The organism is Nocardioides sp. (assembly GCF_964229035.1).
Taxonomy (GTDB): domain Bacteria; phylum Actinomycetota; class Actinomycetes; order Propionibacteriales; family Nocardioidaceae; genus Nocardioides.
The window spans coordinates 1-26,819 of the sequence record NZ_CAXRAZ010000026.1 but is presented as its reverse complement, the minus strand read 5'-3'; the positions used below and the strand labels follow the sequence as shown (position 1 = coordinate 26,819).

25 protein-coding genes are annotated in these 26,819 nt (G+C 73.7%); 13 read left to right on the top strand and 12 right to left on the bottom strand.

What is annotated here, in order from left to right:
- Positions 1-3 precede the first annotated feature (3 nt).
- The 6 genes from ACERUN_RS08330 to ACERUN_RS08305 all read right to left on the bottom strand — a co-directional run bounded on the left by ACERUN_RS08330 (position 4) and on the right by ACERUN_RS08305 (position 8,294).
- Entirely contained in the window at positions 4-723 is a 720-nt protein-coding gene (locus ACERUN_RS08330; protein WP_370289426.1) for a hypothetical protein, read from the bottom strand.
- 184 nt (positions 724-907) lie between these two features.
- Entirely contained in the window at positions 908-4,489 is a 3,582-nt protein-coding gene (mfd, locus tag ACERUN_RS08325; protein WP_370289425.1) for a transcription-repair coupling factor, read from the bottom strand.
- A 121-nt stretch (positions 4,490-4,610) separates the two neighbouring features.
- A complete protein-coding gene (locus ACERUN_RS08320; protein WP_370289424.1) occupies positions 4,611-6,062 on the bottom strand; it encodes a serpin family protein in 1,452 nt (483 codons plus the stop codon).
- Between the two features lie 76 nt (positions 6,063-6,138).
- A complete protein-coding gene (locus tag ACERUN_RS08315) occupies positions 6,139-6,624 on the bottom strand; it encodes a DUF3817 domain-containing protein (RefSeq protein WP_370289423.1) in 486 nt (161 codons plus the stop codon).
- Complete coding sequence (locus tag ACERUN_RS08310; RefSeq protein WP_370289422.1) at positions 6,621-7,418, bottom strand: siderophore-interacting protein; 798 nt, start codon at positions 7,416-7,418, stop codon at positions 6,621-6,623. Before ACERUN_RS08310 ends, ACERUN_RS08315 begins: the two co-directional genes overlap by 4 nt.
- A 102-nt stretch (positions 7,419-7,520) precedes the next feature.
- Positions 7,521-8,294 carry an isoprenyl transferase gene (locus tag ACERUN_RS08305; protein WP_370289421.1) on the bottom strand — a complete coding sequence of 258 codons (774 nt, stop codon included), beginning with the start codon at positions 8,292-8,294 and terminating at the stop codon, positions 7,521-7,523.
- A 155-nt stretch (positions 8,295-8,449) separates the two neighbouring features.
- Between ACERUN_RS08305 and ACERUN_RS08300 the strand changes: the two genes are divergently transcribed.
- The 3 genes from ACERUN_RS08300 (at position 8,450) to ACERUN_RS08290 (ending at position 11,307) form a co-directional block, all read left to right on the top strand.
- The gene (locus tag ACERUN_RS08300; protein ID WP_370289420.1) at positions 8,450-9,364 is read left to right on the top strand and encodes an AIM24 family protein; all 915 of its coding nucleotides are present in this window, start codon (positions 8,450-8,452) and stop codon (positions 9,362-9,364) included.
- A gap of 136 nt (positions 9,365-9,500) precedes the next feature.
- Positions 9,501-10,241, top strand: coding sequence for a hemolysin III family protein (locus ACERUN_RS08295; RefSeq protein ID WP_370289419.1), 741 nt, complete (start codon positions 9,501-9,503; stop codon positions 10,239-10,241).
- 13 nt (positions 10,242-10,254) lie between these two features.
- Positions 10,255-11,307, top strand: coding sequence for a CPCC family cysteine-rich protein (locus ACERUN_RS08290; RefSeq protein ID WP_370289418.1), 1,053 nt, complete (start codon positions 10,255-10,257; stop codon positions 11,305-11,307).
- A gap of 3 nt (positions 11,308-11,310) precedes the next feature.
- Here ACERUN_RS08290 and ACERUN_RS08285 read toward each other — a convergent pair whose 3' ends face one another.
- The 4 genes from ACERUN_RS08285 to ACERUN_RS08270 all read right to left on the bottom strand — a co-directional run bounded on the left by ACERUN_RS08285 (position 11,311) and on the right by ACERUN_RS08270 (position 15,772).
- Positions 11,311-12,492, bottom strand: coding sequence for a methyltransferase domain-containing protein (locus ACERUN_RS08285; RefSeq protein WP_370289417.1), 1,182 nt, complete (start codon positions 12,490-12,492; stop codon positions 11,311-11,313).
- A gap of 23 nt (positions 12,493-12,515) precedes the next feature.
- Positions 12,516-14,009: an aldehyde dehydrogenase family protein gene (locus ACERUN_RS08280; protein WP_370289416.1), complete on the bottom strand. Its 1,494-nt coding sequence runs from the start codon at positions 14,007-14,009 to the stop codon at positions 12,516-12,518.
- Between the two features lie 72 nt (positions 14,010-14,081).
- The gene (locus ACERUN_RS08275; RefSeq protein ID WP_370289415.1) at positions 14,082-14,834 is read right to left on the bottom strand and encodes a matrixin family metalloprotease; all 753 of its coding nucleotides are present in this window, start codon (positions 14,832-14,834) and stop codon (positions 14,082-14,084) included.
- A gap of 119 nt (positions 14,835-14,953) precedes the next feature.
- The gene (locus tag ACERUN_RS08270; protein WP_370289414.1) at positions 14,954-15,772 is read right to left on the bottom strand and encodes a hypothetical protein; all 819 of its coding nucleotides are present in this window, start codon (positions 15,770-15,772) and stop codon (positions 14,954-14,956) included.
- A gap of 226 nt (positions 15,773-15,998) precedes the next feature.
- Between ACERUN_RS08270 and ACERUN_RS08265 the strand changes: the two genes are divergently transcribed.
- The 8 genes from ACERUN_RS08265 to ACERUN_RS08230 all read left to right on the top strand — a co-directional run bounded on the left by ACERUN_RS08265 (position 15,999) and on the right by ACERUN_RS08230 (position 22,878).
- Positions 15,999-16,421, top strand: a complete 423-nt coding sequence (locus tag ACERUN_RS08265) for an SAV_915 family protein (protein ID WP_370289413.1) — start codon at positions 15,999-16,001, stop codon at positions 16,419-16,421.
- Positions 16,418-16,858 carry a hypothetical protein gene (locus ACERUN_RS08260; protein ID WP_370289412.1) on the top strand — a complete coding sequence of 147 codons (441 nt, stop codon included), beginning with the start codon at positions 16,418-16,420 and terminating at the stop codon, positions 16,856-16,858. The genes ACERUN_RS08265 and ACERUN_RS08260 overlap by 4 nt, the downstream gene beginning before the upstream one ends.
- Positions 16,855-17,985: a hypothetical protein gene (locus ACERUN_RS08255; protein ID WP_370289411.1), complete on the top strand. Its 1,131-nt coding sequence runs from the start codon at positions 16,855-16,857 to the stop codon at positions 17,983-17,985. Before ACERUN_RS08260 ends, ACERUN_RS08255 begins: the two co-directional genes overlap by 4 nt.
- A gap of 4 nt (positions 17,986-17,989) precedes the next feature.
- Positions 17,990-18,748, top strand: a complete 759-nt coding sequence (locus ACERUN_RS08250; protein WP_370289410.1) for a hypothetical protein — start codon at positions 17,990-17,992, stop codon at positions 18,746-18,748.
- A 42-nt stretch (positions 18,749-18,790) separates the two neighbouring features.
- Positions 18,791-19,462, top strand: a complete 672-nt coding sequence (locus ACERUN_RS08245) for a TetR/AcrR family transcriptional regulator (protein WP_370289409.1) — start codon at positions 18,791-18,793, stop codon at positions 19,460-19,462.
- A 125-nt stretch (positions 19,463-19,587) separates the two neighbouring features.
- Positions 19,588-21,057, top strand: a complete 1,470-nt coding sequence (locus ACERUN_RS08240) for a flavin-containing monooxygenase (RefSeq protein ID WP_370289408.1) — start codon at positions 19,588-19,590, stop codon at positions 21,055-21,057.
- Positions 21,054-21,923, top strand: coding sequence for an SDR family NAD(P)-dependent oxidoreductase (locus ACERUN_RS08235; protein ID WP_370289407.1), 870 nt, complete (start codon positions 21,054-21,056; stop codon positions 21,921-21,923). The genes ACERUN_RS08240 and ACERUN_RS08235 overlap by 4 nt, the downstream gene beginning before the upstream one ends.
- 43 nt (positions 21,924-21,966) lie before the next feature.
- Positions 21,967-22,878 (top strand): alpha/beta hydrolase fold domain-containing protein, encoded by a 912-nt coding sequence (locus tag ACERUN_RS08230; protein ID WP_370289406.1) that lies wholly within the window; start codon positions 21,967-21,969, stop codon positions 22,876-22,878.
- 132 nt (positions 22,879-23,010) lie between these two features.
- On the opposite strand, the gene ACERUN_RS08225 is transcribed toward ACERUN_RS08230, so the two are convergent.
- The gene (locus ACERUN_RS08225) at positions 23,011-23,838 is read right to left on the bottom strand and encodes an enoyl-CoA hydratase-related protein (protein WP_370289405.1); all 828 of its coding nucleotides are present in this window, start codon (positions 23,836-23,838) and stop codon (positions 23,011-23,013) included.
- A 56-nt stretch (positions 23,839-23,894) separates the two neighbouring features.
- On the opposite strand from ACERUN_RS08225, the gene ACERUN_RS08220 reads away from it, so the two are divergent.
- Positions 23,895-24,659: a PaaI family thioesterase gene (locus ACERUN_RS08220; protein WP_370289404.1), complete on the top strand. Its 765-nt coding sequence runs from the start codon at positions 23,895-23,897 to the stop codon at positions 24,657-24,659.
- A 23-nt stretch (positions 24,660-24,682) separates the two neighbouring features.
- Here ACERUN_RS08220 and ACERUN_RS08215 read toward each other — a convergent pair whose 3' ends face one another.
- Positions 24,683-26,020: an oxygenase MpaB family protein gene (locus ACERUN_RS08215; RefSeq protein ID WP_370289403.1), complete on the bottom strand. Its 1,338-nt coding sequence runs from the start codon at positions 26,018-26,020 to the stop codon at positions 24,683-24,685.
- A gap of 79 nt (positions 26,021-26,099) precedes the next feature.
- On the opposite strand from ACERUN_RS08215, the gene ACERUN_RS08210 reads away from it, so the two are divergent.
- Positions 26,100-26,699, top strand: coding sequence for a TetR/AcrR family transcriptional regulator (locus ACERUN_RS08210; RefSeq protein WP_370289402.1), 600 nt, complete (start codon positions 26,100-26,102; stop codon positions 26,697-26,699).
- Positions 26,700-26,819 lie beyond the last annotated feature (120 nt).

The window sequence follows — 26,819 nt, the reverse complement described above, 5'->3', positions numbered from 1 at the left end:
CCCTCAGCCGCCCGGAGCAGGCGCGACCGGCGCGGCCGGAGCCGCCGGAGCCGCCGGCCCGCAGCGCTGCGTGGCCGGCAGCGCGGCCAGCTGCTCGGCGGAGAGCTTGAGCGGGTCGTCGTTGGCCCTCGCCTCGCTGCTCACCGGGATCGACAGCAGGTCGCCGCCGCCGAAGCCGCCGGTCTTCTCGTCGAAGGTGCCGAAGGCCGGGTTGAGCACGAGGTCGTTGTCGTCGAGCCAGCTGAGCACCCGCTCGTTGCCGGCGCGCAGCGCAGCCTCGCCGGCGACCGCCTGCCCGGACTCCTGCCCGACCTTCGTGCCGAGCTGTTCGAGAGCAGGACCCAGGCGCTGCTGCAGCCCGCTGAGCCAGGCGAGGGAGTCGTAGTTGTCGTCGGTGACCGACCCGGACCGCCCGAAGTCGGCCTCCACCACGCTGCGCGTGACCGGCGACGGCGGCAGCTGGACGCCGTACTCCCCCGCCAGCGCGTCGACCGCGCGCGCCCGGGCCCACCCGAGGGCGAAGTTGGCGCGGACGAAGGCCCGGGGCGCCGCCTGCGCCTGCGGATCCTGCGCGAGCAGCGCGCAGTAGTCGTCGACCACGCGGTCGACCTTGGCCAGGCCGAGATTCAGGCCGTCGACCTTGACCGCGAGGCCGGGCTCGGTGGCGGCGTCCGGCGTCAGACCGCAGCCGGCGAGCAGGGCCGAGGTGGCCACAGCGGCCACGGAGGTGATGAGAGGGACGAGGCGACGACGACGCACACTCACTCCTGAGGTCGGGGATCGCGGGCTCGGTGCCCGCTGCTCTCGCGAGGTGACCTGGGTCACCACGAGCCCATTCAAGCAGCCCCCGACGCCGCCGTGCCGCCCACCCCGCCCGACCCGTCGCCACCGACCGGACGACGCGCGCTCACTCCTTCGGGTCGATCACCGAGTCGAGCACCTGCCGTGCCCACTCGAGCACCGCCACGCCCTCGATCGGCGTGCCCGTGCGCCCGGGGATGCCGGGGCGCGGCACGAGCACCGACTCGAGCTGGTGCTTGATGATCGACTTCGGGTAGAGCCGGTTGAGCCGCACGACGCGCGAGTCGGGCAGCACCACCGGGTGGAAGCGCACGTTCTTGCCCACCGTGGTCACCTCGCGCACACCGGAGGCCCGCACCCGGGCACGGAAGCGCGCGACCAGCAGCAGGGCGGTGACCTGCTCGGGCGGCTCGCCGTAGCGGTCGACCATCTCGGCGATGATCTCGTCGACGTCCGCATCGGAGCGCACCTCGGCGAGGCGGCGGTACATCTCGAGGCGCAGCCGCTCGCTGGGGATGTAGTCGTGCGGCAGGTGGGCGTCGACCGGCAGCTCGATGCGCACCTCCTCCAGCTGCTCGGGCGCGCCGCCGTCGTCGCGGAAGTCGCGCACGGCCTCACCGACCAGGCGCACGTAGAGGTCGAAGCCGACGTCGGCGATGTGACCCGACTGCTCGCCGCCGAGCAGGTTGCCCGCACCGCGGATCTCGAGGTCCTTCATCGCGATCGCCATGCCGCCGCCGAGGTCGGAGTGCTGGGCCAGCGTGGCCAGCCGCTCGTGCGCGGTCTCGGTGAGCGGCTTCTCGGTGGGATAGAGGAAGTAGGCGTAGGCGCGCTCGCGCGAACGGCCGACGCGACCGCGCAGCTGGTGCAGCTGGCTCAGGCCCAGGGTGTCGGCGCGCTCGATGATCATGGTGTTGGCGTTGGAGACGTCGATGCCGGACTCCACGATGGTGGTGCACACGAGCACGTCGAAGCGCTTCTCCCAGAAGTCGACCATCACCTGCTCGAGGGCGTGCTCGCCCATCTGGCCGTGGGCGGTGGCCACCCGCGCCTCAGGCACGAGCTCGCGGATCTTCGCCGCCGCCTTCTCGATCGAGCTGACCCGGTTGTGGATGTAGAACACCTGGCCGTCGCGCAGCAGCTCGCGCCGCACGGCCGCCACCACCTGGCGGTCCTCGTAGCCGCCCACGTAGGTGAGCACGGGGTGGCGCTCCTCCGGCGGCGTGGTGATCGTGGACATCTCGCGGATGCCGGTGATCGCCATCTCGAGCGTGCGCGGGATCGGCGTCGCGCTCATCGAGAGCACGTCGACACTGGTGCGCAGGCGCTTCATCGCCTCCTTGTGCTCCACGCCGAAGCGCTGCTCCTCGTCGACGATGATCAGCCCGAGATCCTTGAAGCGGATGTCGGCGTTGAAGAGCCGGTGCGTGCCGACCACCACGTCGATCGAGCCGTCGGCCAGACCCGCGATGGTCTCGTTCGACTCCTTCTCGGTCTGGAAGCGGCTCAGCGCCTTGAGCACCACCGGGAAGCCGCTCATGCGCTCGCTGAAGGTGGCCAGGTGCTGGTTGACCAGCAGCGTCGTCGGCACGAGGACGGCGACCTGCTTGCCGTCCTGCACGGCCTTGAACGCCGCGCGCACCGCGATCTCGGTCTTGCCGTAGCCGACGTCGCCGCACACGAGGCGGTCCATCGGCACGGTGCGCTCCATGTCGGCCTTGACCTCGTCGACCGTGGTGAGCTGGTCGGGGGTCTCGTGGAACGGGAAGGCGTCCTCGAGCTCGCGCTGCCACGGGGTGTCGGACCCGAACGCGTGGCCCTGCGTGGCCTGGCGCGCGGCGTAGAGCTTGATCAGCTCGGCGGCGATCTCGCGCACCGCCTTGCGGGCACGGTTCTTGCGCTTGGTCCAGTCGCCGCCACCGAGGCGGTCGAGGCTCGGCTGCTCGCCGCCGACGTAGCGGGTGACCTGGTCGAGGGCGTCGGCCGGCACGTAGAGCCGGTCGGGCGGGCCGCCGCGCTTGGAGGGGCCGTACTCGAGCACGAGGTACTCGCGCACCGCGCCCTGCACCTCGCGCTGCTTCATCTCCACGAACCGGCCCACACCGTGCTGCTCGTGCACCACGTAGTCGCCGGCCGTGAGCTCGAGAGGGTCGATCTGGCGCTTGCGCCGCACCGGCATCGCGCCCTTGTCGCGGGTGGAGGCCTTGGCCCCCACGACGTCCTCGCCCGTGAGGACGACGAGCCGCGCGGCGTCGTCCACGAGGCCGTGGCCGAGGGCGCCGCAGGTGACGGTGACGACGTCGGGGGCGATCTCGTCGCCCGCCGCGAGGGAGTCGACCAGGCGAGCGGGCACGTCGCGCTCGCTGAGCGCCTGCACCATGCGCGAGGCCGGCCCCTGCCCCGCGTGGACGACGACCACCCGGTAGCCCTCGCCGTGCCAGCCCTTGATGTCGGCGAGCGCCCGCTCGACGTCGCCGCGGTAGGCGGGCGCGGGGCGGGCGGCGGGGGCGTCGTCCTCGCCGGTGCCCGGCGCCTCGGCCTCGGCATCGGCCTGGGCCTCGGCTGAGGCGAGGTCGAGGCCGAACGGGCTGAAGGTCCACCACGACTGGCCGAGGCCGAGCGCGTGCTCGCGCACGTCGCCGAGCGACTGGTAGGAGGCGGCCTGGAGGTCGATGGGCGCCTGGCCGCCGCTGGCCGCGGTGGCCCACGACGCGGCGAGGAACTCCTCGCTGGTGGCCACGAGGTCGTGGGCGCGGGCGCGGGCGCGCTCGGGGTCGAGCACGAGGATGCGGGCGTCGCGGGGCAGCAGGTCGACGAGCAGCTCGAGCTCGTCGACGAGCGCGGGGATGAGCGCCTCCATGCCCTCCACGGCGATGCCCTGGCTGAGCTTGTCGGTGATCTCGAGCAGCTGGGGGTGGGTGCGGCCGAGCTCGGCGGCGCGCTCGCGCACCGCGGGCGTGAGCAGCAGCTCGCGGCACGGCGGCGCCCACAGGCGCTCGACGGGGGCGATGGTGCGCTGGTCGGCCACGGCGAAGGAGCGGATCTCGTCGACCTCGTCGCCGAAGAACTCCACGCGGAGCGGGTGCTCCTCGGTGGGCGGGAAGACGTCGACGATGCCGCCGCGCACGGCGAACTCGCCGCGCTTCGACACCAGGGCGACGCGCGAGTAGGCGGCGTCGACGAGGCCGGTGACGACGGCGTCGATCTCGGCGGTGGCGCCCACGGTGAGCTCGACGGGCACCAGCTCGCCGAGGCCCTTGACCTGCGGCTGGAGGATCGAGCGCACCGGCGCCACGAGCACCTGGATCGGGCCGGTGCTGGCGTCGTCGCCGGGGTGCACGAGGCGGCGCAGCACCGCGAGTCGGCGGCCGACCGTGTCGCTGCGGGGGCTGAGCCGCTCGTGCGGCAGCGTCTCCCAGCTCGGGTAGTAGGCCACGCCCGCGGGCTCGAGCAGGTCGCCGAGCTCGGCCACCAGCTGCTCGGCCTCGCGGGTCGTGGCGGTGACCACGAGCACCGTGCCGCTCTGGCGGGCGAGCCCGGCGGCGAGGAACGGGCGCAGGGCCTCGGGGCCGGTGAGCTCGCCTGCGCGCGCGGCTGCCGGATCGGTGGCGGCGGCGAGTGCGCGGGCGAGGGGCGGGTCGGCGAGGACGGCATCAGCGAGGCCGGCGAGGGGCACGACGGAGGTCACTTTCGGTACGGATACGAGTGCGGGAACAGCGCGAGAGCCCCCGGTCTCGTCGCGACCGGGGGTACCTCGCCAGGGTACCCAGCGGCGCCGACAGCGCCTGGCCCGCTCGTCGGCGCCCGCGTCAGAGCGTGGGGTCGCTCACGCGGCCGAGGAAGAGCGGCACCCCGCTCGCGGTGTCGTGGACGACGTAGAGGAACGGCCGGTCGACCACGACGGTGTCGGTGACCAGCTGCGCGGAGAGGCCTTCGACCACCACGGCCGTGGCGGCGGCGGCCTCGGTGCCCTGCTCGTCGACGGCGAGGTGGGCCTGGTGCAGCACGTCGCTGACGCGCAGCCGCTCGCCCGGGCCGTCGGTCATGGGCGAGAGGTCGGCCGCGGGGGTGAACGCGGCGCGCACGCCGAGCGCCTTCAGGGTGCGCTTCAGCGAGACGCTGGTGCGCGTCGTCCACGAGGGGAGGATGAGGTCGACCGCGACCTCCGGAGACCCGAGCGGGAGCACCGCTCCCAGACCCCGCTCCTCCACCAGTCGTTCGATCGAGGCGAGGTCGACGCGGGGTCCGCTTCGCAGGTCGAAGGAGGGCGCCGGGCCGGGGAGCACGATCGTCATCGCCAGTCCGTCGCCCGCTCCGGCGACACCCGGAGGGCGGCCGGCGTAGGGCACCGTGACGGAGCGGAAGCGGGCGTCGTCCCTGAGCCGCACGCGCAGGTCGGGGCGGTGCATCATCGGCGCCTGGACGACGCTCCCGTCGTCGCGGCGGAACAGGCCCGGCCGGGTCAGGCTCGGCTCGAACGGCAGGCGCCACGGCGCCACGAGGCGCAGTGCGTCGACCAGCACCAGCCGGGAGTCGACGTCCAGTGCGCCGTCGGGGAGCAGGTCGACGATGCGGTCGTCGGTGTGCTGCTCGACCCAGCGGTTGATGAGGGTGCGGGCGGCCTCGGGGTCGGCGGCGATGTCAAGCTCGACCATGCCGGCGCCGTACTGGGCGGCGAGCAGGTCGAGGAAGTCCCGGCCCCAGGCCACGCCACGCTGGCCGAACAGCTGGTCGGCGCTCGTGAGCACCAGCCGCGCCCGGGAGCCGTCGTCGCGCCGCACCTCGCCGGGCAGCGCGGCGAGGTCGCGGCGCAGCGCGTTGAGGCCGCGGTGCCAGCGCTGGCCCAGGTCGCCCACACCGAGCACCTCGGCCAGCTCGTCGCGGGTGCTGCCGCCTGCACCCGCCATGGTCATGCCGAGCGCCACCAGCACCGAGCTCGGCGAGGTCACGACGTTGGCGCCGCCGGCCTCCTGCACCACCTGACGGTGCAGCCGGGCCGCGAAGGTCTGGAGACCGGCGACGACCGACGGCACGGCGGTGGGGTCGCCCGTCGTCCGCGAGGTGGAGGCGGCCACCTGGCGCAGGCCCGAAGCTCCCGCAGCGGCACCGGCACCTCTACCGGCCCCGCTACCCGCGGGCGGCGGCGGGCGGTCGTCGCTGCACCCGGCCAGCAGCCCACCGCTGCCGCCGGCCAAGGCGGAGGCGAGGGCGACACGGAGCAGGTCGCGGCGGGCCGGCAGGTGCGGGTGGGTGCGCGTCACGCACCCTCGGACGACGCAGCGTCCCGACCGGTTCCACCGGTTCCACCGATTCCGCCCCGGCCGGTGCCGACGACGGCTACTTCTGGAACGGCGGCCCGACGATCAGGGCGATCAGGGTCAGGCCCGCGACGACGGCGGCGCCCACCGCGGCGCCGCGCACCGGGTTGCGCAGCAGCCACGCGATCGTGCGGTCCGGCGCACTCGTGCCGGCGCCCTCGGGCAGGCGCCACGAGTCGCCGAGCCAGCCCTGCTTCACCGCGCGCCGCTCGAACGGGACCGTGGCCAGCGGCGGGATCGCGCAGAAGAGGGCGAGCATCGCGCGCCCGGCACTCCAGCGGCGATCGACCGCGACCACCACGGTGACCACGCAGTAGGCGACGAACGCGATGCCGTGCAGCATGCCGAACACGCGCACACCGAGCTCGGTGGTCTCGGTGACGTACTTCAAGAACATGCCGATGAGCAGCAGGGTCCAGGTGATCGCCTCGGTGATCGCCACGGCCCTGAAGAGCTTCGTGGGGGTGAAGCGACCCGTCGTCGGTCGTGCTGCCGTGGTGCTCATGCGCCCTCCTCGGCCGCGATCGCGGCCTTCCACTCGCGGAACGCCTCTTCGGTGCGCCCCTTCTTCCAGTACGCGGAGATCGACACGTCCTCACGCGGCACCCGGCGCTCGGCGAGCAGGTAGGGCCGTACGCCACGCATCACCGCCTCGCCCTCGCCGTGCACGAACGCCTGCACGCGGCCCTCGGGCCACGGCAGCGCGCGCACGGCGTCCGCGAGGCCGGGGGTGGCGGCGTCGCTGCGGTGCAGCCACGTGACCTCGACGTGCTCGGGCGTGGGCAGCGGCTGCTCGTGATCGGGCCCCTCCACCTCGAGGACGACGCGCCCCCGCGCGTGCGGCGCGTGCTCGACCAGGTGGGCGAGCGCCTGCCGGATGGCCGGGATCGCGGCCTCGTCTCCGGCGAGGAGGTGCCAGTCGGCCTCGGGGTCGGGTGTGTAGGCCCCGCCGGGCCCGCGCACGACGATGGTGTCGCCCGGCTGCGCTGCCGCGGCCCACGGCCCGGCGATGCCCTCGGCGCCGTGGACGACGAAGTCGATCGCGAGCGTGCCGGCCTCGACGTCCGCGTCGAGGGCGGTGTAGGTGCGCAGCGTGGGCCGCCCACCCCGCTCGAGCTCGGCGGGATCGCCGAAGACGAGCTTCACGTAGCGGTCGGTGAAGGTGTTCGTGGCGAACGAGGCGAGATCACCGCTGAACCGCAGGCGCACCATGCCGGGCGTCAGCTGCTCGCGACTCGTCACGGTCAGCTCGGTCAGGGGCTTGGCCGGCTTGGCGGCAGCCGCGGGCGGGGTGCTCACGCGGTCGAGCCTAGACCTGTGACACAGCCGACAGGGCGCGCGGGCGGCGTCGGGGGCAGCAGCGCGACCGACCCGGCGCGGGTCGTGGAGGCCGGAAGCGCCTCAGGCGCCGTGGCGCCGCTCGCGCAGCGCGTAGGCACGGATCGCGCGCAGGAAGTCGACGCGGCGGAAGTCGGGCCAGTAGGCCTCGCAGAAGTAGAACTCCGACTTCGCGCTCTGCCACAGCAGGAACCCGCCGAGACGCTGCTCGCCGGAGGTGCGGATGACGAGGTCGGGGTCGGGCTGGCCCTTGGTGTAGAGGTGCTCCTCGATGTGGCCGATGTCGACCTGGCGGGCCAGCTCCTCCATCGAGGTGCCGCGCTCGGCGTGCTCGGCGAGCAGCGAGCGGACGGCGTCCGCGATCTCGCGCCTGCCGCCGTAGGCGACGGCGACGTTGACGATGCTGCCCTCGACCTCCGCGGTGGCCTCCGCCGCTGCCTTGAGCCGCTTCGCCGTGGCCTCGGGCAGCAGGTCGAGGGCGCCCACCGGGTGGAGTCGCCAGCGGCGCTGGTCGGCCAGGGAGTCGACCGCGTCGGCGATGATCTCGAGCAGCGGTTCGAGCTCGGACGCCGGCCGGTTCAGGTTGTCGGTGGAGAGCAGCCACAGCGTGACCACCTCGATGCCGACCTCGTCGCACCAGCGCAGCAGCGGTTCGATGTTCGCCGCTCCGGCCCGGTGCCCGTGCGCGGTGTCGCGACCGACCGCACGCGCCCAGCGGCGGTTGCCGTCGAGCATCACGCCCACGTGCTTGGGCAGGTTGTCGGGCATCCGGCGCAGCATGCGCGCCTCGTACGCCGGGTAGAGCACCCGCCGCGCGCCTCGCTTCCAGTCCGCCACGACGCTGATCGTAGGTCACCGCGTGCCTGCTCGGCGTGCACCCGACACGGACGAGCGCCCACCGGCGCCCTGACACGATGGGCGTCACGAGGGCGTGCGCGATCGCTCGCCGCAGCGCCCGCAGCAGGTTCCCCCGCCACCGAGGAGAGGCCCCCATGACCGAAGCCGCTTGGCACCCCGACCCGACCGGCCGCCACGAGCTGCGCTACTACGACGGCACGCGCTGGACCGAGCACGTCGCCGACGGCGGCACCACGTCGGTCTCCCCGATCGACGGGCCTGCGCCCGAGCCAGCCGCCCAGCCCGCTGCCCAGCCGTCCGCACAGCCGTCCGGCCAGCCCACCGGTCAGCCCACCTACGCCTCCACCGGCGGACAGCAGGTGCCGGCCGACGCGTTCGGCGGGATCAGCGGCGAGCTCATCGACGGCCGCTTCAGCGAGGTGACGGGCCAGGGTGCGGTGCTGCAGAACAAGCGGCTGCTGCGGGTGCGCATCACCGAGCCCTTCATGGCCCAGCAGGGGTCGATGGTGGCCTACCAGGGAGCGGTGAACTTCGCCTACCAGGGCGGCGGCGCCGCGAAGTTCCTCAAGAAGGCCTTCACCGGCGAGGGTCTCTCGCTCATGCGCGTCGAGGGCCAGGGCGACGTCTTCCTCGCGGACTCGGCTCGCGAGGTGCACATCCTGCAGCTCACCAACGCCGGGCTCTCGGTCAACGGCAAGAACGTGCTGGCGTTCTCGGCCTCGCTGGAGTGGAACGTCGAGCGGGTCAAGGGCGGTAGCATCGCGGCCGGCGGCCTGTTCAACACCACGCTGCGCGGCACGGGTTGGGTGGCGATCACGACCGACGGCGACCCCGTCGTCCTCAACCCGGCGGAGGCGCCGACCTTCGCCGACGCCAATGCGCTCGTGGCGTGGTCGACCTCGCTGCAGACCTCGATCCGATCCACCATGTCGGCCGGTGCACTCATCGGGCGCGGCTCGGGCGAGGCCTTCCAGGTGGCCTTCCAGGGCCAGGGCTTCGTGATCGTGCAGCCCTCCGAGGGTGCCGAGGTGCCGCCGCACACCCACTGAGGGGCAGGCGCGGCACCGATCTCGGGTGACCGCCTGTCGAACGACACGCGAGGGGCTCGTCCGGACTAGACGAACAGTCCGGACGAGCTCACGCGATCTCGGGAGACTCACAGGTTGCGGCACTAGGCTCGTACCCATGAACCAGGCCCTCCACGACGCCAACGACAGTGTGCGCGGCAAGCTGGACGACCTCGGGGAACAGATCAGCGACGTCGTCGCCGAGATCAAGCCCAAGCTGCGCGGCTGGATCCACCTGGCCTCGACCCCGCTCGTGCTCGCCGCGGGCATCGTCCTGATCTGCCTGTCGCCCACCGCGACCACCAAGATCGGCTCCGCCCTCTACGCCCTCTCGGCGCTCCTGCTCTTCGGGACCTCCGCCGTCTACCACCGCGGCACGTGGTCGCCGAAGGTGTGGCAGATCCTCAACCGCTTCGACCACTCCAACATCTTCTTGTTCATCGCCGGCTCCTACACGCCCTTCGCGCTGATCCTGCTCGAGGGCCCCGCGCGCGTGATCATGATGTCGGTGGTGTGGTCCGGCGCGCTGCTCGGCATCGGGTTCAAGCTCTTCTGGCCCACCGCTCCGCGCTGGCTCTCCGCGCCCATCTACATCGCGCTCGGCTGGGCCGCGGTCTTCTTCATCCCGGCCTTCTTCGACGGCGCCCTGGCCCTCGGCCTCGGCATCGGCGTGGCGATCTTCGTGCTCATCGTCGTCGGCGGTGCGCTCTACACGATGGGCGGCCTCGTCTACGGCTTCAAGTGGCCTAACCCCTCGCCCCGCACGTTCGGGTTCCACGAGATCTTCCACGGCTTCACCGTCGCCGCCTTCGTGGCGCACTACGTGGGCGTCTCGCTCGCCACCTACTCGCTGCGCTGATCAGCAAGGCGACGTGAACGGTCGACCGGCACCGAGCTGGCCCTGCCCCTGCTGCGGGCGCGTCACCCTCAGCGAGGGCCCCGGCGACTACGACTGGTGCGTGGTCTGCGGCTGGGAGGACGACGGCGGTCAGCTGCGCTACCCGATGCGGGCCGACGGCGCCAACGGCATCAGCCTGGTCGAGGCCCAGCAGCGGTTCGCCCGGCGAGGGGGCCGGGCGCGGCGCACGCACGGGCACGCCGATCCCGAGCGCTTCCCCCTGGACGACGGCTTCCGACCCTTCGATCCCGAGCGCGACTGGCAGCACCCGCACCTCGAGAGCGACCGGCACCCGGTGAACCCGGCGGCCCTCTACTACTGGCGAGCCACCTACTGGAACGGCGACCAGCACCGCCTGCCCGCCGAGCCGCGGCCCCGCACCACCGCCGACGCCTTCCTCGACCACCTGCGCACGGTGCCGGACCTGGCCGAGACCATCGCGGCGTCCGAGCAGCAGTGGGGTGAGGCCTCGGCGTTCGACGTGTGCGGTCGCGCCCGCGCTGTCGTGATCGAGGCCTACCGCGGCGGCGACGTGGAGCGCGCGGAGCGGATCCTGACCGCGCTGGCTCGGGGCACGGAGGACGGAGGACCGCTCGACGGTGGGAACGCCGTGGTGATCGGCTTCCTCGAGGACCTCGATCCCCTTCTCGAGGCGGCCGGCGACCTCGTCGAGAGGTGGCCGGAGCCGCTCCTCGCCGAAGTGCGCGAACGGCAGCACCACTCGGTAGAGGCCGAGGCCTCCATGGCAGCGCGCCACGATGCCTGGCGCGACCTCCTCGCGCACGCCCGCGACCGACCGCTCCACGAGGTGGTCGAGCAGCTCCGCGCGCTGCAGGGAATCGGCGACGCCCGGTCGGACGACCCACGCACTCTCCTGGGCGTCGAGACCGCGGCCCGGTTCCTGGTCGACCCTCGCTGGCTCTACCGGCACCCGCTCGACTCGGCCCGTCTCGCCTGGCGCTACCGAGCGGTGCGGTCGCCGGTGGGCACGATCGCTGCGCTGCGTCGTCCACGGTTCGCGGGGTGAGCCTCAGCCGACGCGACGCAGCTGCACCAGCACCTCGGCGTGCGGGGTCTGCGGAAACATGTCGAGCAGGCGGGCGCGCACGATCTCGTAGGAGCCCATCGTCCCCAGGTCGCGGGCGAGGGTGACGGGGTTGCAGCTGGAGTAGAGGACGTGGGGGACGCCGCTCGCCTCGAGCCGCTGCGCCAGCACGTCCCCGAGGCCCCGCCGGGGCGGGTTGACGACGACCAGGTCGGCTTCGTCGACGAGGTCGGCGTGCTCGGGGGCGGTGGCGTCGCCGGCGACGAAGCGCAGCTCGCCGGGGAGTGAGGCGTCCGTGGCCGCGCGGCGGGCGAAGCCGACGGCGTCCTCGCTGACCTCGACGCCCACGACGCTGCGACCGGGCGCGGCGAGGTGGAGGGCGAAGCCGCCGACCCCGCAGTAGAGGTCGAGCACGCGCGCGGGGGCCAGGTCCGTCGTCCACGAGCGGGCCTCGGCGTAGAGGGCGCGGGCGACCTCGGTGTTGGTCTGGAAGAAGCTGCGCGGGCCGAGGTGCAGCGTGATGTCGCCCAGACGCATCGGGAGGGAGTCGCCCTCGGTCAGCACGATCTCGCGCTCGCCCTCGAGGACGGCGCGGTGCTCGGGTTGCACGTTGATGGTGAGCACCCGCAGCGCGGGCAGCGCCTCGCGCAGCCACGGAAGGTGCTTGACCACGCGCGCCTGCAGCGCGGTGGAGCGCAGCACGAGCCGCACGAGCAGCTCGCCGTCGGGCGAGGAGGTGACGAGCACGTGCTTGAGCTCGCCGCGCTGGGCGACCGGGAGCGGGCTGGCCACGTCGTAGGGCGTCAGCCCGGCGCGCCGCACGAGCTCGGCGAGCACCGGCAGCGCATCGGCGATCGGCGCGACGTGCAGGGCGCAGCCGCGGAGGTCCACTCCCCCGCCCGTCTCGTCGAGGATGCCGAGGGTCGGGTGCTCGACCGTGCCGGCGGCGACCATCTTCGCCTTGGTGCGGAACCCCGCCGGCGCGCTGGGCACCGGCGCGAGCCAGCGGGGGTCGTCGACGTCGAGCCCGAGGCGGGCGCGAGCGTCGTCGTCCTTGCGCGCCAGCTGCGCACCGTAGGGGTCGCCGAGCCACGAGCAGGAGCGGCACTCGCCCGCTGCGAAGTAGGCGCAGTCGAGCACCTCCAGGGCGGTGGACGACGCGAGCACGCGCCCCATCGTAGGAGCGGACGCTACTTGGCTCCGCGCCCGTAGAGCCCGCGCACGACCTTGAGCAGCTGCTCCTCCTGCTTGGCGGAGCGGCGGAAGGTGGTCAGCGCGATCGGGGCCTTGAAGCGCTGGCGGGCGATGGCGTGCGGGTAGCTGAACTCGCGCAGGCCGTCGGGGCCGTGGATGCGACCGAAGCCGGAGTCGCCGATGCCGCCGAAGGGCAGCGTCGGGATGCCGGCGAAGGAGATCACGCCGTTGATGGCCGTCATGCCGGCGCGCAGCCGCTCCGCGATGGCGGGGCCGTTGGCCTTGGAGAACACCGTCGACCCGAGGGCGTAGCGGGTGCCGTTGGCCTTCTCCACCGCCTCGTCCATGTCGCGCACCTTCGTGACGGTGACGGTGGGGCCGAAGGTCTCGTCCTGCACGGCGAGCGAGTCCTCGGGCACGTCGACGAGCACCGTGGGCTGCACGAAGCGCGCACCCTCGGGCACCGGGCCGCCGACGATCGCGCGCCCGCCGCGGGCGAGTGCGTCGTCCACGTGGCGGCGGATGACGTCGACCTGCGAGGGCATGGTGATGGGGCCGATCTGGCCGCCCGGGCGGGCCTCGAGCTCGCGGGCCTGGGCGACGAGGCGGGCGAGGAAGTCGTCGTACACGCGCTCGTGCACGTAGATCCGCTCGACGCCGGCGCAGGTCTGGCCGGCGTTGGCGCAGGCGCCCCAGAGGGCGGCGTCCGCGGCCTCGTCGAGGTCGGCGTCGGCGTCGACGAGCAGGGCGTCCTTGCCACCGGCCTCGATGACTACGGGGGTGAGCGTCTGCGCGCAGGCGGCCATCACCCGCTTGCCGGTGGCGGTCGATCCGGTGAACGCCACCTTGTCGACACCCGCCTCGCACAGCGCGGCGCCGGTAGCACCGAAGCCGGTGACGACGCGGAACACCGGGCGACCGACGGCCTCCAGGAACCGCGAGGCCAGCCACTCCGCGACCCCGGGGGTGTACTCCGAGGGCTTGAACACCACGGCGTTGCCGGCGGCGAGCGCGTAGGCGATCGAGCCCATCGGGGTGAAGACCGGGTAGTTCCACGGCCCGATCACGCCGATCACACCGAGCGGTCGGTACTCCACGCTCGCGGCCTGGTTGGCCATCAGCAGGCCGGCCGACACCGAACGCCGCCTGAGCACCTTCTCCGCGTTGGACGACGCCCACGCCAGGTGGTCGACCGCCAGCGCGGCCTCCATCAGCGCATCACCCACGGGCTTGCCGGTCTCGCGCGACATCAGCGCCGCGAGCTCGTCGAGTCGCGCGGCGAGCAGCTTGCGCCACGCGGTCAGCGCCGTGCGGCGCCCGTCGTGGCCGAGCTCGCGCCACCACCCGGCCTCGTGGCGGGCGCCCTCGACCACGGCGCGCACGTGCGCCGCGTCGTGGATCGGGTGCGTGCCGACGATCTCGCCGGTGGCGGGGTCGAGGGAGGTGAACGTGGTGGCGGCGGACGTGGGGCGCGCGTCGGTGGCGGTCACCGTCCGATCATACGGTTTTTGGCGCCGCGACGACGCGGGGCCCGGGGGCCGAGGCCGAGGGCCGGGCGGGCGTCAGCGGCAGGGCAGGCTGCCGAGCCGCACGAGACCGTTGAGGTCGCCGGTGCCGAACGTCGTCCGATCGGTCGTGTCGGGGTACATCAGCTCCTCGCGGGAGTCGACGTGCCCGAGCCCGACGACGTGCCCCAGCTCGTGGAGCACGAGGGCGCGCTGCTGGTCCTCGCCGTTGGGGGTGCGGCGCAGGTCGTCCCAGGCGTCGACGTCGAGGGTCAGCCCGCCCGTCACGTAGCGCACGCGGCCTCCCGCGCCGTCGTCCACCGCGACGGCGCCACCCACCCCGGCCACGTTGCCGGCCAGCTCGCGCACCTCGCGGGCGTCGGCCCACGAGATCAGGACGGGCTCGTTGCGACCCACCGGCACGAAGCGCGCCCGCCACTGTGGACGACGGTCGGTGGTCCCCTCGTAGGAGAAGCGGAGACCGCTGATCCGTGCCACCTCGTCGACCGCCTCCCGCACGATCGTCAGCGCGCGCTCGTTCGAGCCGGGCGCGCCGGCGGTGTTGACCTCGTAGCGGATCTCACGGCACGGATCCCAACCGACGGGGTCCTCGTCGTCGCGGGGCTGGGTCTGCAGGTAGGCGTAGACGCCGCCGGGCTCGACGTCGGCGGGATCGGCGAGTCGGTCCTCGCCGAGGCCGATCGCCCTGCGCAGTGCGGCGACCTCGTCGCCCGGACCGAACTGCACCACGACGCCCAGCAGCACCAGACTGAGCACCAGCGCCAACCCCGAGCGCCAGCGCTCGCTCATCGGCCGCCTGCGCCGTGGGTACCCGCTCACCCGCCCAGTGTTCCTGGAACGACCAACCGCCCTCCTCCACCCGAGGGCCGAGGAGGGCGGTGGTCGCCGCGCAGGCGGCGATGGGTCGCTCAGCCGCCGAGGAGGCCCCCCAGACCTCCCAGGCCGCCGAGGCCGCCGAGACCGCCACTGCCGCCGGAACCGCCGGTCAGGCCGCCGAGGAGCCCTCCGAGGATGCCGTCGAGCACGGTGCCGAGGCCGAGCAGCTGGTTCGGGTCGAGCAGGGTCACCACGCCCTGCAGGTCGAGCGGGTTCGCACCGGCGCTGCCCGCGAGGGAGAGCATCGAGTTGACCAGGTCGGTGAGCTGGTCGGCGCCCAGCAGGCTGACGAGCTCGGGCACGGCCATGGTGTTGACGAGGTCGGCGACGCCCAGGGTCGTCAGCAGGTCGGAGGCGCCCAGCGCCTCGAGGAGGTCGTCGACCATCGGCCCGACGGTCTCGGCCGACTGGCCGCTGACCAGCGCGTCGCACAGGCTCTTCACCGAGGACGCCGCGTTGACGTCGTCCACGCGCGCGAGGTGGGTCGCGCGCGCCTTGGCCAACGCGGCCTTCGCGGCGGTGAGCTTGCGCTGGGCCTCGCGACGCGCCTTCGGGGTGCGGGCCTTCTTCAGCGCCTTCTGGAAGACGGCGACGCGCTGCACCTGCTGGCTCACGGCGCGGGCGGCGGCCGCGCGCGACGACACGGTGCTCGAGACCAGGCTCATCGCCGCCGTGCACGAGGACGGCGGAGTGCTCGCGGCGGCCACCGGCGCGGCGGCGACCGGGGAGGCGTCGGCCGGCGTCGCGGAGAGCGCCAGCGTCGGCACCATCGCGAGGACGACGATCGCGCCTGCGCGGCGCGACCTCGGGCGGGCCGCGGCGCGGCGGGACGGGACGAGGGGTCGGGTCATGGTGTCTGCTCCTGAGGGCGGGTCGAGGAAGCACGACCCGTCGGGGAGCAGTCCGGGGCCGTCGCCCGCATGGCGCGGGCTCGTGCAGGGCTCCGAGACGTCCACTGCGTCGATGAACGTATCGGCCGCCGGCGCCCGTGCACAGGCGAAAGGAGAGAAACAGGAGGGGGTCCCACGCCTCGCGGCCCAGGTTTCGAGCCGTCCGTGCAGGGCAGGCTGGGCCGACGTGACCACGTCCGACCGCGGCACCTTCTCTGTGCCCGCCGCTCGCCCGTCGTCCACGCCTGCCGGGATGGGTCTCCAGGATCGGAGCACCCGCACACCCGACGGCCTCGAGGCGATCGGCCGGGGGGCGATGCAGCCGCCCGTGGCCTACCTGCCGTGCCGCCTCGACGAGGACGGCGCTCTCGACGAGGTGCTGCTGGTCGAGCTGGCCGACGGTCGCATCGCGCTCCTCGGCTACACCGCGCTCGACCGCTTCGTGGCCGCCTGCGGCGACGCCCATCCCTGGGTGCTGTGGCGCACCGAGCGGCTCCCCGATCTGCACGCACTGCGGCCCTACGACGTCGCCTACCTCGACGTGGCGCTGCCCGCCGTCATGCGACGCGACGGCGCCGACCCGGTCGACACCGCCGAGGCGAAGCGGTGAACCAGGCGGCCTCCGACGGCGGCGGTGGCGGTGCTGACGCCGGGGCGCTCGAGCTCAGCGGCGAGGCGGCCACCACGATCATCGCGGCGCACGAGCGCGCGGCCAGACGCATCACGGAGCTCGCCGGCTCGGTCCCCGACATCGACGCCGGCGAGGGCGGGGAGGCCCTGCACGCGATCCTCACCGCGGTGCTGCGCGCCGGCGACACCCTGGCGCGCGTCAACACCGTGACGGCCGCGCAGGTGCAGGCGGCGCGCGACGACTACGCCGCCACGGACGCCACGGTCGCCGGCACCTTCACGATCAGCCCGATCGAGATGCTCGCCGGTGGCGGATCGTCCTCGCCCTTTCCGTTCGGCTTCTCGGGTCTGCCCGGCCCGAGCAGCCTCCCGGGATCGCCGGCCCCTGTCACCGACGGCAGGAGCCAGACACCGTGAGCAGCTTCGACACATCGGTCGAGGGATCCCCCGAGAGCGTCCGATCGGCGGCCACCTGGCTGCGCGACTCCCTCGGCGCCGCGCTCGGATCCGGCGGCGACGACGTCGCGGCGGCCCGCTCGGCCAGCGGCTTCGACGGTCAGGCCGGGGAGGCCTACCGCAGCTACACCGCCACGATCGTGGGTCATCTCGACGACTCCTCCGACGACGTCGACCGCGCCGCCGGTCTCCTCGACTCCTACGCCACCCGCCTGGGCGAGCACCGGCGTACCCTCGCCGGCATCCGCGACTCCGCGCGGCAGGCGGAGCTCACTGTCGTCGGCACCGTGGTGCTGGAGCCACCGGCCGCCGCGGCCGTCGCCGCGCTGCCGGCCGGCGCCACCCAGGAGCAGCAGACCCAGTACGACCGCGACATGGCGGCGCACGCCGAGGCCGCTGCGAAGATCACCGCCTACGACGACCTGGCGAGCAGGGCGAGCACCGAACGCGAGTCCTTCGCCGACTGGATCCAGACCAACCTCGTGGCTCGCACCTCCGAGTTCACCAACGTCCTCCTCGACCGGTTCTGGGGCTATCTGCAGGAGAACGCCGGGAACCTCCTCCTCGCGACCGGTCTGGAGAAGGGCACCGACCTGCTGGAGAAACGCGCGAAGGGCCTGGCCGACGAGGCGGAGGACCTCCGGTCCGCACGTCGCTCGGGCAATCCGGCGCGGCGCGCACTCGGCCTCGATCCGGAGACTCCGGGGCGCATCTCCGACCTGCTCGAGGAGTCGCGCTGGCTCGGCCGGGGCGGCAAGCTGCTCGGTCCGGTCGGCACCGCCTACGACTCCTACCAGGCCCTCGAGAGCGACGAACCTGCCGGCGGCCTCGTCGCGGCGGGTGTGGGGATGGCGGCCACGGCCGGCACCATCGCCTACATCGCGGGGGCCCCGGTCACGGTGCCCGCGACGGTCGCCATCGTGGCGGGCGTCGCGGTGGGCGCCGGCGCGAGCTGGTTGGTGAGCGAGGGCTGGGACGCCCTGCCCGACGGCTTCACCGACGCCGCCGACGATGCGGTGAAGGATGTGTGGGACGGCGCGAAGGACCTCGCCTCCGGCGGGGTGGACATGGTGAAGGGATGGTTCTGAGGCGATGAGCGCGACGAGACGGCCCGCCCGGGTCGGCGGACGACGAGTGCACGGCGCGGACGGCGACCCCGACGCCGCCCTGCGCTCCCCCGGCCGGCGGCTGCTCCTGACCTCGAGCGCACTGGTGTCGGCGGTCGGCCTCCTGTTCCTCGTGGTCGGCTCGGTCGCAGCACCCGACCCCGACGAGTCGCGCAGCGCCGTTCCTGCGGTCGTGGGCGCGATCCTCCTCGCGACGGGGCTCAGCGCCACCGTCTCCGCGACCCTGCCGGGCGCCCGCGTCCGGATGCTGCCGGCGACGACGGTCGACGGCGGTATCGAGCTGCCCCTGCGCCCCGCCCACCGCTACAGCTCGATCGGTTCAGGCGTCAGCGTGCTCCTCATGGGCGCGGCCATCGTCGTCCTCGGCGACGACGGCGCGGCGCGCGCGCTCGGCGCCGCCCTCGCGATCGGGGGCGCGGCCCTCACCGTGCTGACCGCACGCCACCGTCCCGTCATCCGGCTCGACCCCGACGGCCTGACCCTGCCGTCCGGCCCGACCCGCAACGCACCGATCGCCTGGCGCGACGTGGTCGAGGTGGCCGCGGTCGGCGGGTGGCGGCCCACCCTGGTCGTCACGTGGCGCGGCCCCGGCCTGTCGGCCTGCTTCCTCCTCCCCCAGGCGTGGGCGCCGTCCCGGCTGGTGGCGGTGATCGAGCACTTCCGCACCCACGCCGCGGACCGGTCGAGGCTCACCGACCCGACCGTGCTCGACCGGATCGGTTGAGCGGGCCCACCGCGCCGCGCGGCGTCGTGCTGCAATAGCGCCGTGAGCACCGGGCGGATCTACGCGGGCGAGAGCGCGGCCGATCGCGACGCGCGACGCCGTCGCCAGCTGCTCGACGCGGCCCTGCACATCTTCGGTGAGCGCGGCTACGCCCAGGCCACCGTGCGTGGGATCTGCCGCGAGGCGCACGTCGCCGATCGCAACTTCTACGAGTACTTCCCCACCACCGAGGACCTCCTCATCGCCGTCTACGACGAGTGCTGCGACCGACTCGAGACCGCCGCCACCGAGGCCGTGCTGGCGGCCCGCGAGGGTGAGCATCCCGGTGCGGTGCCCGTGGCCCGCGCCGGCCTCGACGCGTTCCTCACCGTCGTCCGCGAGAACCCGGCGCTGGGGCGGGTGGTGTGGCAGGAGGTGCTCGGCGTGTCGCCGCGCGTCGACGCCACCTACCAGGAGCGCGAGGAACGCTTCGCCGCGATGCTCCTGGCCCTGGCGCCCGTGCTCGAGGACGCGAAGGTCGCGGCGCCGCCGGCGCAGCGTCGTCTCGAGGACGCCGACCTGCGCCACCGCCTCGTCGCGCTGACCGGCGTCGGCGGCGTCAACCAGGTGGTGCTGCGCTGGGTGGTCGGCGGCTTCAGCGAACCGCAGGAGACGATCGTCGGGGTGCTCGTCGACCACCTCACCGGCACGGCCGCCATCCTCGCGCGCACCTGATCGCGCACCTGCGACCCGACGACGGCCGCCGACCGGTCGGCACGTGAAGGCCGTCACGTCAGCATGCGGAATCGATTCTCATCACTTAGTCTGATGAGACCGATCATCACTTCTTGGAGGCTCCGGTGACGACCACCGACGTCCGCACCCACACCGCCGTCGTCATCGGCAGCGGCTTCGGCGGCCAGTGCGCCGCGATCGCGCTGCGCAAGCGCGGCATCGACGACGTCGTGCTGCTCGAGCGTCGCGACTTCATGGGCGGCACCTGGTGCCAGAACTCCTACCCGGGCGCCGCGGTCGACGTGCAGTCGCCGCTGTACTCGATCTCCTCGGAGCCCTACGCGTGGTCGCAGATGTTCGCCGAGCAGAGCGAGCTCGAGGAGTACACCGAGCACGTCATCGCCAAGCACGGGCTGCGCGAGCGCACGGTCACGGGCGCGAACGTCACCGAGGTGCGCTGGGACGACGACGCCTGGCTGATCACGACCGAGGCCGCCGGCACCTTCCGCGCCCAGTTCCTCATCAACGCCTCCGGCCCCCTGTCGACACCCGTGGTGCCGCCCTTCCCCGGCATCGAGGAGTTCGAGGGCGCGACCTTCCACACCAACAACTGGGACCACTCCTTCGACCTGGCCGGCAAGAAGGTCGCGATCGTGGGCTCGGGCGCCAGCGCGGCGCAGGTGATCCCGGCGATCCAGCCCGAGGTCGGCGAGCTGCACGTCTTCCAGCGCACCCCGCACTGGGTGATGCCGCGCCCCGATCGCACCTTCACGCCCCTGCAGCGGCGACTGCTCGGCGTCCGGGCGGTGCACCGGGCGGTGCGGACCTGGACCTACTGGTCGCTCGAGACCCGCATGATCGGCTTCAAGTACTCCGAGCGGATGCTCAAGCGCGTGGCGCAGCGCTCGGCACTGGCGCACATCGAGCGGCAGATCGCCGACCCCGAGCTGCGCGCGAAGGTGACGCCCGACTACACGATCGGCTGCAAGCGGATCATCTTGTCGAACACGCTCTACCCGGCGCTGGCCGCCGAGAACGCCACGCTGCACGACAAGCACGACGGCATCGACCACCTCGACGCCACCGGCATCGTCACCGCCTCCGGCGAGCACCTGGACCTCGACCTGATCATCTGGTCGACCGGCTACGACGCCACCGACGGCGTCATCTCCTACCCCGTCGTCGGTCGCGGTGGACGACGCCTCGCCGACGTGTGGGAGACCTACCCCCGCGCCTACCTCGGCACGGCCGTGCCCGACTTCCCGAACCTGTTCATCGTCACGGGCCCCAACACCGGCATCGGGCACACCAGCGCGATCTTCGTGATCGAGTCGCAGATGGAGTACATCACCCGCGCGATCGCCGCGGTGCGCGACGCCGGCGCCCGCTCGATCGAGGTCACCGCCGAGGCCGAGGACGACTACACCTCGATGATCCACCGCGAGATGGATCGCACCGTGTGGAAGCGCGGCGGGTGCCACTCCTGGTACCAGTCGAAGTCGGGCCACGTGATCGCGATGTTCCCGGGCTTCTCCTTCACCTTCCGCGCCCTCGCGCGACGCTTCCGCCCCGAGCACCACCGGATCGCGGCATGAGCGCCGTCCCGGGAATCCGGGCCCTGCGCCGGCGCGGGGGGATCGACTCCTACCGCGACCGCGTCGTCGTCGTCACGGGCGCGGGCTCGGGCATGGGCCGCGCCTACGCCCGAGCGCTCGCAGCACGAGGAGCGGTGCTGGCCCTCAACGACTACGACCCCGCGGCCCTCGCCGAGACCGTGGACCAGCTGCCCGCCGGCACCCGCGTGCTCACCGAGGCCTACGACGTCGCCGACCGTGCGGCGTCCTACGCCTTCGCCGCGACCGTGCGCGAGCAGCTCGGCGGCGCCGACGTCGTCATCAACACCGCCGGCATCGAGGGCGGCGTGCAGCCCACCTGGGCGCTCGGCGACGCCGACTACGAGCGCGTGATGGCGGTCAACTTCAGCGGCGTGCTGCACGGCACCCGCGCCTTCCTCCCCCACCTGCTCGAGCGCGGCAGCGGGGCGATCGTCAACGTCTCGAGCATCTTCGGCCTCGTCGGCACGCCCAGCCACAGCGACTACTGCGCCAGCAAGTTCGCCGTGCGCGGCTTCACCGAGGCGCTCGCCGCTGAATTGGTCGACACGCGCATCGGCGTCCACCTGGTGCACCCCGGCGGCATCGCCACCGCGATTGCGCGCAAGGAGAACAGCCAGGCGTTCGCGGCGAAGTACCTCAGCACCAGCGCCGACGAGATCGCCGAGGTCGTGCTGGACGGCGTGCTGGCCGGTCGCAGCCGCATCGTGCACGGCCACTCCGCCGGGCGCACCTGGCTCGGCGCCCGGGTGCTGCCCATGCGCGCGATGGCCTGGCTGACGCACCGCGACATCGGGCCGACGCTCGACCGCTCCGCCTACGCGGCCCTGCGTCGCGCTCGGGGCTGAACGCACCGCCCGGCGCTTCGCCGCGCCTGGTTGGATGCCTGACATGAGCCTGTCGCGTTCGGTCCTGCGCCCCGTCGTCCGCTCGGTGGTGCGACCGGTGCTGGGCACCCGGCTGAAGCCGCCCGCCCAGCGCCGCGCCATCGACACCCTCACCGCGCTCGCCGTGCTGCCCAAGGGCACGCTGCACCGTGCCGAGCGACTCGGCGGCGTGCCCGGCGAGGTCGTGACGACGCCGGCCAGCTCACGCACGCGCGTGCTGCTGTACCTGCACGGCGGCGGCTACACGGTGGGCTCGCCGCAGACCCACCGCGCCGCCGTCGCCCACCTCGCCCACGCCGCCGGCGCCACCGCGCACCTGCTCGACTACCGCCTCGCCCCCGAGCACCCCTACCCCGCAGCGGTGGACGACGCGCTGGCCGCCTACCGCAGCCTGCTCGACGCGGGCACCCCCGCGGGCAGCATCGTGGTGGCCGGCGACTCCGCCGGCGGCGGCCTGTCGCTCGCCCTGGCGCTGCGGCTGCAGCAGGCGGGCCTGCCGCAGCCGGCCGCGCTCGGACTCATCTCGCCGTGGGTCGACCTTCGCCTCACCGGCCTCCTCGAGCTCGACGACCCGCTGCTGACCCGCGCCTGGCTCACCCGCTGCGCCAGCGACTACACCGGCGGCGACACCACGCTCCTCGACCTGCCCGAGGTCTCCCCGCTCCTCGCCGACACCGCCGCCCTCGCCGCCCTGCCGCCGCTGTTCGTCCACGGCGCGAGCGACGAGATCCTGCTCGCCGACATCGAGCGCTTCGTCGACGCCGCCCGCGCCGCCCGCGCGACCCCCGCCGACGTCCGCTACCGCCGCCTCGAGGGCCACTGGCACGTCACCCACCTCTACGCCGGGCTGATGAGCGAGGCCACCGCCGTCGTCGGCGAGATGGGTGGCTGGCTCGGTGAGGCGCTCGGCGGCTGAGGGCGCGGCGGGTCGGGATTCACCGGTTGACCGGCGAATCACCACCTTCTCGGCTGAAACTTCAGCCGACCAGCACGAGATTCAGCCGACCAGCAGCCCCGAGGACGACGGGCGCCCCGCGCCGCAGAACGCTCACCGTCCCCGCCACTGCGGCGAGCGACGCTCGCGGAAGGCGGCGACGCCCTCGGCCAGGTCCTCGGTGTGCAGGAGCCGGCCGAGAGCCTCGTGACTGCGGTCGAAGTCGTCGGCCTCCGCTGCGCCGTTGATCTCGCGGTTGGCGAGCGCCAGCGTCTCGCGGACGGCGACGGGCGCGTTGCCGCAGATGGTGGCGGCGAGCCCCAGCGCGACGTCGAGCGCGAGGCCGGGTTCGACCAGGCGGTTGACGAAGCCGAGCCGCTCGGCACGGTCGGCGTCCATCGTCTCGCCGGTGAGCAGCAGCTCGCGGGCGACGTTGGCGGGCAGCACCCGCGGCGCGCGGAAGACACCGCCGAAGTCGGCCAGCAGACCGCGTCGGACCTCCGGGAACCCGAAGGTGGCCTCGCGCGAGGCGACGACGAGGTCGCAGGCGAGCAGCAGCTCGAGCCCGCCACCGAGCGCGGCGCCCTCCACGGCGGCGATGAGCGGCTTGGTGCGCCGGCGCTCGATGATCCCGGCGATACCGCCGCGCGGGGTCGGCTCGCCCACCCCCTCGACGAGGTCGGCACCGGCGCAGAACACCGTGGGGCCGCCGGCGAGGACGGCACACCAGAGGTCGTCGTCGTCCTCGAGCAGGTTGAGGGCGGCGTCGAGGCCGCGGGTGACGGCCGGGTTGATGGCGTTGCGCTTGGCGGGACGATCGAGTCCGATCACCAGCGTGCGGTCGACGCGCAGAGTCTGGACCGCCGTGCCGTCGCCCTCGCCAAGGGTGGACGACGGGTCGCCGCCGCGTTCGGCGCCCGGGTCGGTGCTGTGCTCGCTCATGTCGCCGACCCTAGGTCGCGCGCACACACGCTCCGCGCGCGTGGCAGGTTGGGCGCATGAGCCAGCCGCCCCAGGTGCCCATCAACTTCGCCGAGGACCCCACCCCCACGGTCGAGGTCGATCGGCGCGAGGCGGTGACGGCGGCGCTCACCGAGCAGGTGCGCGAGCTCGTCGACGCCTGCATCCGCACCACCGTGGACGACGACGAGGTGCGCGCCGTCGAGGCCGAGGTCGCCACCCTCGTCGCGCGCCTGCGCGCCAGCCAGCTGCCGGGGCCCGCGGGCGTCCGCTACAACAGCGAGGGGCGATCCTGGGGGTGGGGCAACGCGGTCGTCGGACGACGCAACGCCGTCGCGCCGCCGCTGACCATCGTGCACCCCGACGCGGGCAGCGACCCGGGCGCGCCGTCCTACGCGGAGGTGGTGCTCGGAGCCGCCTACGAGGGGCCGCCCGGCATGGTGCACGGCGGGGTGTCGGCCCTGCTGCTGGACCAGATCATGGGCGAGACGGCGAGCGGCTTCCGCCGCCTCACCATGACCGGCACCCTCACGCTGCGCTACCGCAGTCCGCTGCCGCTGGGGCCGGTGCGCCTCGAGGCCCGCATCGTCCGCGAGGACGGTCGCAAGGTCACCGTCGAGGCGACGATCGGGCCGCACGACCCTGCGGCCGCCCCCGGAGCCGCCCGCACCGTCGCCGTCGAGGCCACGGGCCTGTTCCTCGTGCCGCGCTGGGCGATGGAGCAGGACCCCGAGCCGGAGCCGGCCGCCGACCTCCGGCCCGGTGAGCGCTCGATCGTGTGGCGGCGCTCGGCGGAGGGCTGAGCCGGCGCCCGCGAGTCACCTACTCAGACCGCGAGACCTCCGACGTCCTGCTGCTCGCCCGCGAAGTAGGTGGCGAGCAGGTGGTCGGCGCGTGCCTCGCCCCACGCGATGCGTCGCGCCCGACCGCCGGGGAGCCGGTCGAGCACCCGGTAGCGCAGCGTGTTGAGCGGCACCAGGTAGGCGTGGGCCCACGGCGGCCGCACGCCGAGTCCGAGCTCGCGCATGCTGCGCGGCCCGAGGAAGACGGTGAGCATCGAGAGCAGGCGCTCGCGCTCGAACCGGGTCCACAGCGGCTGCAGCACCGCCGGCAGCCGTGGACGACGGCGCTCGGCCTGCATCGCCACGACCGCCTGGGCCAGCTGCCGCCCGGCCTCGCTGAGCGGCGCCTGCGCGAGCAGCAGGTGGTAGTTGATGCGGTGCCGCTCGCGCTCGGAGTCGACGAGGAAGTCGTCGTCCACGCCGAGCAGCCAGCCCACGTAGCGCCACAGGTGCATCACCGCGCGCGCGTCCGCACGGCTCACCGGCACGCCGAGACCGCGGGCACCGAGCAGCAGCACTCCGTCGAAGAGGCCGAGGGTCGAGGCCTGGTCGGCCTGATTGATCGGCAGGCCCCACCGCTCGACGTCCCAGCGTGAGGGCTCGGACTCGAAGGCGTGGTTCACGAGCGCGTGCATCACCCGCACGTGGGTGGTGAGGCGCCAGCCCTCCCCCGCCGGTCGGCCCGGCGCGGGCGGCAGCAGCGCACCGGCCCGGCCGATGACGGCACCCCAGTGCTGGGTCTCGGCGAGCCGACGCCGCGTGGTGGCTCCGGTGAGCCCGCCGGTGGCGACGAGCAGGTCGGTGGGCCCCGCGAAGCGGTAGCCGCCCACGAGCGAGAGCTGGAGGAGGACGTCCTGCGCGTTGGAGCCGAGGGCCCGCATGAACCGGCCGCCCCGTTCGAGCAGGTCCCGGTCGAGCCAGGGGGGATCCTGCTCGAGCGGGGCCAGCAGCTCCACGAGCGCGGGCGGCGCGTCGGGGACGCTCGCCACACCCTCGCGCAGCGCTCGGCGGACCTGCCCCATGCTGACGCGTCCCGGCTCTCCTGCTCGCGATCGCATCGCCTTCGCCAGCCGCGCCCCGGGCTCGTCGCGCTCGCGCATCGCCTGCGCGATGCGGGCGAGCAGGGCGTCGTCCTCGTGCTCGATGCGCGCCACGAGGCGCAGCGTGCGCCCGATGCGGCGGTTGCGGTCGATCCCGGAGGCGAAGCGGGCGGGAGGTCCGGCGGGAGTGCTGGCGCCGCCGGGGTGGGCTGCAGCGGCGGTGCTGGCGGCGGTGCTGGCGGAGGTGCTGGCGGAGGTGCTGGCGGACGGGGCGCTGGTCATGCCACGATGCTGATGCGAGCGATCGCTCGCTTTCAAGTCGCGATCCAGGCCGGGTCGACGGAGCCCAGGAGGTGGGCCGGTGCGCAAGGAACCACGCCAGGCGCGCTCGCGCGCGATGGTGGAGCGGATCGTCGAAGCCGGCCGGCGCACGCTGGTCGCCGACGGCTACGACCGCTTCAGCACCAACCGCGTCGCCCAGACGGCCGGCATCAGCCCCGGCTCGCTCTACCAGTACTTCCCCGACAAGACGGCGCTGCTCGACGTCGTGGTCGAGCGCTACTGGGACGACGTCAGCGACCGTGTCGCCGCCTCCCTCGCCGACCGCATCAGCGACTCCGGGCCCGCCATGGCGCGCGCGGTCGCCGAGTCCCTCCTCGACGCCCTGGACGCCGACCGTGCACTGCTGCGCGTGGTCGCCGAGGAGCTGCCCGCCCGTCGCAGTCGGCAGCGCCGCGCCGCCCTCGAGCGGCGCGTGCGGGAGCTCGCCACGGCCTACCTCGCCGCCCGCCCCGACGCCAGCCGACGCCCCTCACCCGCGGTGGCGGCGTGGATCGTCGTCCTCGCCGTGGAGAACCTCGCCACCCGCTGGGTGCTCGATCGCCCGGAGCGTCCCGACCGCGAGGAGCTGGTCGAGGAGATCGCCGCGCTCGTCTCGGGCTACCTCACCTCGCCCGGCTGACCCGTGCGTGGCGTGGGCCATGGTGGCCGGTGGTGGGCGGTGGGGCGGCGGCCGGTCGCGGGGTGCGTCGATTGGTGCCAAACCGCAACAAAAGCCCGGCAAATGTTGCGGTTTGGCGCC